This window comes from Streptomyces sp. YIM 98790 (genome assembly GCF_011421595.1).
GTDB lineage: Bacteria > Actinomycetota > Actinomycetes > Streptomycetales > Streptomycetaceae > Streptomyces.
Window position 1 is genome coordinate 1 of record NZ_WTLH01000297.1, and the last position, 3,970, is coordinate 3,970.

3 protein-coding genes and 1 pseudogene are annotated in these 3,970 nt (G+C 76.2%); 1 reads left to right on the forward strand and 3 read right to left on the reverse strand.

Annotation, left to right across the window (positions count from 1 at the left end; translation table 11 throughout):
• Positions 1-17: 17 nt before the first annotated feature.
• Positions 18-1,883 (reverse strand): SpoIIE family protein phosphatase, encoded by a 1,866-nt coding sequence (locus GQS09_RS26975; protein ID WP_165990151.1) that lies wholly within the window; start codon positions 1,881-1,883, stop codon positions 18-20.
• Positions 1,884-2,017: 134 nt separating this feature from the next.
• On the opposite strand from GQS09_RS26975, the gene GQS09_RS30505 reads away from it, so the two are divergent.
• On the forward strand, positions 2,018-2,152 hold the full coding sequence (locus GQS09_RS30505; protein WP_279577802.1) for a hypothetical protein: 135 nt from the start codon (positions 2,018-2,020) through the stop codon (positions 2,150-2,152).
• A gap of 31 nt (positions 2,153-2,183) precedes the next feature.
• Here GQS09_RS30505 and GQS09_RS30080 read toward each other — a convergent pair whose 3' ends face one another.
• Positions 2,184-3,503: a hypothetical protein gene (locus tag GQS09_RS30080; RefSeq protein WP_243761837.1), complete on the reverse strand. Its 1,320-nt coding sequence runs from the start codon at positions 3,501-3,503 to the stop codon at positions 2,184-2,186.
• A gap of 173 nt (positions 3,504-3,676) precedes the next feature.
• Positions 3,677-3,970: pseudogene (locus GQS09_RS28805) on the reverse strand (polysaccharide deacetylase); the annotation flags it as partial.

The following is a 3,970-nucleotide window of genomic DNA, read 5'->3' on the forward strand; positions in this document are numbered from 1 at the left end:
CCGCCCGGCGCGCCGCGTCAGCCCGGGGGCCCGCCGACGCCGCCTTCCCCGGACCGCGTGGGGTCCTCGACCTCGGGACGGAGCCGGAGGCTGCCCGGGGCGGCCCGGTCCGGCGTGGCCGGACTGTGCGGGGACGGGCCGGGCAGCGGCGGGGCGGTGTCGTCCCCGGTTCCCGCGCCCGCCGGAGGCAGCCGCAGGGCGAGCAGCGTGACGTCGTCACCGGACGGTGCCATCCGCTCCAGCAGACCGTCGCAGAAAGCGTCCACCGTCCGCCCGGCCAGCGCGGCGGCGTGGCCGCGCAGCAGCGCCAGACCGGTGTCCACCGGCCGGGAACGGTTCTCCACCAGGCCGTCCGTGTAGAACAGCACCGTCGACTCGGCGGGCAGCTCCTCGCTGGTGTCCGGCCAGGACAGGCCGAGATGCAGGGTGGTGCTCATGCCCAGCAGCGGGCCGTGCCCGCCCTCCAGGAACCGGGTCCCGCCGTCCGCGGTGGTGAGCAGCGGCGGGGGGTGCCCGGCATTGACCCAGTGCAGCCGCCACGGGCCGCCCTCCCCGCCCTCCAGCCGGGCGAACACCACGGTGGCCATGGGGGCGTCGCTGGTGTTCGTCATGGCCTCGTCCAGCCGGCGCATGATCAGGCTCGGCGGCTCCCGCCGGTCCCAGGCCAGTGCCCGGAGCATGTTGCGGACCTCGGCCATGTGCGCCGCGGCCCGCAGGTCGTGGCCGACCACGTCCCCGATGACCAGGGCCATCACACCGTCGGCCAGCAGGAAGGCGTCGTACCAGTCCCCGCCGACCTCGGCCGCGCTCTGCGCCGCCAGATAGCGGGCGGCCATCCGCAGATGGTCCACCTGGGGCAGCGGGGCCAGCAGCTGCCGCTGCATGGTCTCGGCGACATGCCGCTGTTCGTGGTACAGCTCGGCGCTGTCCATGGCCAGCCCGGCCCGCCGGCCGATGTCGGCCAGCAGATTGACGTCGCGGTCGGTGTAGGGCGGGCAGTCCCCGGCGCGGGCGACGGTCAGGGTGCCGAAGGACCTGCGGCGGGCGCGCAGCGGCACCACCACCGCGGAGTGGCCGCCGAGCTGCTCGAACAGGACGCGATGGGTGGCGGAGAACGGCTCGTCGGGGCTCCCGCGGACGGCGTCGGCGCTGAGCCGGACGGGCGGCGCATCGGTGAGCAGCCGGGTCACCGCGGCCCGGGACCGCTCCGGCAGCGGGGGCAGCGGGCCCGGCAGCCGCTCCGCCCGGTCGCGGTGGTGCGCGCTGTGCACGGCGGCGCGTTCGCCCCGCCGGCCCTGCTCCGCGTAGCGGTCCACCACGGCCCAGGCGCCGAGTTCCGGAACCAGCAGGCGGACCAGGCTGGTCAGCATCTCGGGCAGCTCCGTGGCGGTGATCAGCACCGAGGAGACCTCCGAGACCATGGTCAGCCGGGAGGCCAGCTCCTCCATCTGGGCCAGATGCTCCACCGCCTCCTCGGCCACGGTGCGCTGCACGCTGAAGTCGTGGCAGGCCACCGCCATGCCGGCGGGGCGGCCGTCCCGGCGCAGCGGAGCGGCCGCCCAGATGACCGGGACGACGCCGCCGTCGGCGCGCTGGAAGAACTCGTCGCTGCCGGTGGCGTTCCGCTCAGCGGCCAGGGCGGCGAGCAGCCGGCACCGCTGCCGCGGCACCGGGCGGCCCTGCGCGTCACGGTGCAGCAGGCGGTGGGCGTCGCGGCCGAGGAGCTCGGCCCGGGAGCGGCCGAGCAGCCGTTCCATCCAGGGGTTGGCGCAGGTGATGCGCCCGGCGGTGTCGGTGGTGAAGACACCGGCCCCCAGGTCGCGGAAGACGGCGCACAGGAAGTCCGGGCCGCAGGGCTCGGGCGGGCGGGCGGCGGGGTTCACGGCGCGGCCCCGGTCCCGGTGCGGCGGCCGTCGTCGGTTCTGTCCAGCACACCCACATGCGTCACCCCTCTCCGGTGCGTCGGCCCGGCGGCCACTGCTCTGCTCCCGAATATCCGGCCTGCCGGGGTGTATGCGTGTTCCAGCCGGGGGCCTTCGCCGGCCTGCTGTCCGGCGCCGGGCTGGAGGTGGACACCACCCTGGTCGGGGACCTGGACAGCCGGGTCCCGCAGGCCTGCCTGCTCGCCCGCAGACCACCGGCACGGCGGTGAGCCGCCGCGCCGGGCCGACCGGCGGCGGGGGCTACCCGATGCGGACCACCCGCGCCCACTCCGGAGGCGAGCCCGGCACGTATCCGGCACGGTGCTCGTCCCACGCGCGCGCCACCGGCGGGCGGGAGAAGAGACCCGCCACCGTCCGGCACAGCGGCCGGCCGTCGGGCCAGGGGGTCTGCCCGTCGGTCAGCGCCACGACGACGTCGGGCCCGGGCCGTGCCCGCAGCGCCTGTGCGCAGGTCCGTGCGCAGGTCCGTGCGCAGGTCCGTGCCCCCGCCGCCCACCAGCGGTATTCCCCCGGCATGGCACANCCCCGCCGCCCACCAGCGGTATTCCCCCGGCATGGCACAGCGGGCGCACGGTCCGGGCCGCCGCGTCGCAGGAGAGCACGGTGACCAGGTCGCGGCGGCCGCCCAGGGCACGGGAGATCGCGGAGACCTCCAGCAGCGCGCTGCCGAGTTCGGCGTCGCCGACCGACCCGGAGGTGTCGATGACCACGGACACCCGGGGCGGCCTGCGCCGCAGGCTCGGCAGCACGGCACCGGGCACCGCGGCCGAGCGGCGGGCCGGCCGTAGCGGTAGTCGTCACCCGCGCCGGGACCGCAGGCCGCCGAACGGACCGCCGCTCCCAGCAACTCCCGCCACGGCTGCGGCGGGTGGAACACCTCCTCCGCCCACCGCCGCCGCCCCTGCGGGGTGTCTCCCGGCCGGGCGGTGATGCCCTGCGCCCCCCCGGAACCGGACCGTGGTGTCCCGGCGGCAGCAGTGCCGGCAGGTCCGGGGCGCCGGCGGGCGGGCGGCCGGTTCCCGAGCGGGTCCGCAGGTCGCCGGCCCGGTGCGCGTCCCACAGGTGGCGGTGCAGGCCGAGACGGAACCGCCGGCTGGGACGCGGGTGCGGGTGCCGCCCGGCACCGGGATCGGAACGGGATGTGTCCCAGAGCGCGAGGCTGATCCGCTGACCGGCGTCCGCCCAGGCCGGCGGGGTGCGGGCCACCAGGTGCACCGGGCGTCCGCCCGCGCCCGGCGGGGTGTCGTACCGGGCCAGGGAGACGGTCAGTCCCGGGCGCAGCAGCCCGTTGGGAGCCCTCGGCCAGTGCCACCGCAGCAGGTCGGGGGCCAGGCGGCGGAGATCGGCCCGGACCCGGGCCGCCAGCTCCCGGCCATGCGCGCGCGCCACGGTACGCAGACGGAAATCGACCTCGACACCTGCGGCGGCACACGCCCCGGCCCAGTCCCCGGCACGGCGGCGGGCGGTCGCGGTCTCGATCATGGAAGGCGGCACGGCGAACTCGCGCACGCGCAGCCAGAGGGAAAGGCGGGAATCCTCATCCGCGGGCTGATGGGACATCAGCACTCACCCGGCGCGGACGGGGCCCCCATCTGACAGGAGAATGAGCAGTCATCGCGGGGAACACAGCGTGCCGGTCCGGGAACTGCCAGGGAGGCGCCGGTCGTCCAGCGGCGTGGCGCGGCGGCCGGGGGCCGCCGCGCCACGGGTGCGGTGTCAGGGGTGTCCGGGGATCAGCCGGTACTGCAGGACACCGTTGGCCAGGTCCAGTTGCCGTTGTGCTGGATGGTGACGCCGAAGTTGTTGCCGTTGCCGTTGGGCCTGGCGATCATCACCTGGGAACTGGGCCAGTTGGCGCTGATGTTCCAGGTGGCGATGATCCTGGCGGGGGAGGGGACGTTCATGGTCACGGTCCAGTTGCTGGAGCCGGAGACCGAGACGTTGAGGTTGTAGCGGTCGCTCCACTGTGAACCGGCGGAGAGGGTCGCGGTGCAGCCGCCGCCTCCGCCGGTGCTCCCGCCGGTGCT